The sequence below is a fragment of the Vibrio sp. Vb1755 genome (assembly GCF_033338635.1).
Taxonomy (GTDB): Bacteria; Pseudomonadota; Gammaproteobacteria; order Enterobacterales; family Vibrionaceae; genus Vibrio; species Vibrio alginolyticus.
In genome coordinates this window covers 1-1,307 of record NZ_JAWOTA010000187.1, presented here as the reverse complement: position 1 = coordinate 1,307, position 1,307 = coordinate 1, and the positions used below count along the sequence as shown (strand labels likewise).

Below are 1,307 nucleotides of genomic sequence, written 5' to 3'. Positions count from 1 at the left end.
AGCTTCAGACTCAACGTCGTCTAGCAACCAGTCTTCTTCTTGAGGAACGCCAAATTCATTCTCAACAGTATTCGGCGTTGGCGTGAATGCAGGTTCTTCCTCTTTACTGGTAATTTCTGGTTCAGTCTGTTCCTCGCGAAGTTGATACTCACCATTTTCAGAGGGCAGCTCTTCAGCCGATGGCATCAAATTCTCTTTGACAGATGAGTTTTCTAACTCTTCAGCAAAACCGTCTTTGCCTTCCAGAAGTGCATCTAGCTCGGCGGCAAAGTCTGCACTTTCTTGCTCAGTTTCTTCAAGAACGGTGTTATCAGATTCAAACAGTTCATCCAGCTCAGTCATCAGAGGATCATGCTCTGGTGACATTTCCTCAAGATCACCTAAGAAGTCATTGCTATTAAACGGGACGCTTTCTTCTTGTAATGATTCCGTTGGTTCTGGAGCTACAGGTTGTTGCTGCGCCTCACTCAGCAGAGCGTCGATATCTAAGCCAGATTCAAATTCTAACTCTGAGGCGTCTTCTTCAACCTGCGCGGTTAGCGGCTTTTCTTCCTCTGGCTCAAGCGCTTTATTTTGTTCCGTTTGAGGCTCAATCTCTTCAAAACCAAAATCAGCCACCAAGTCATCGTCTAACTGACTCTCATCAGCAGTGACTACCTCATCCTCACGAATCAAATCATCGAATGGGTCAAGCTCGCTCGTGGTCTCGTCTTCTAAAACGGGCTCATCATCGTCGTCTTGCAGTAACTCATCGAGTAAATCAACGCTGTTTTCGTCGAGTTCCTCAATTACTTCTTCAGCCTCAAAATCAGATAGCGCTTCCAATTCGTTGAGCGGATCGAACTCTTCCTCGGTTTCGTCTTCATCGAAATCGATCAATTCGTCGAGTAGCTCAGTGCTGTTTTCATCGATATCGGTGTCATCAGTCAAACCCGCCAGACTTTCGAGTTCATCAAGTGGGTCAAGCTCACTTGATGTTTCTTCTGCTGGTTGATCGTATTGAGCTAATAGCTTATCAATATCGTCATCCGACGCCTCTCCTGCCGAGAAATCCTCGTCTGAGACTTGCGGCTCTGGCTTGGTATCTTCAACGTCAAGATCTAAATCATCGTCGCTAAGTTCTGCGAATAAATCGTCCAGCATCGCTTGATCAACGCTGCCACTTGAAAGGTCTTCCGATGGTTCATCATCAGCAAGAAGTTTGGCAAATTCATCATCAGAAATAGCGTTATCGTCGTCGGACAAGTCGAAGCCTGTTTCGTCTTCGTCGAGCACTTCAAGTTCTGGCGTCACTTCATCAAGCGCAC

Annotated in this window: 1 pseudogene; it reads right to left on the bottom strand. The window is 46.3% G+C overall.

Annotation, left to right across the window (positions count from 1 at the left end):
• Positions 1 to 1,307: pseudogene (locus R7E00_RS23740) on the bottom strand (AAA family ATPase); the annotation flags it as partial.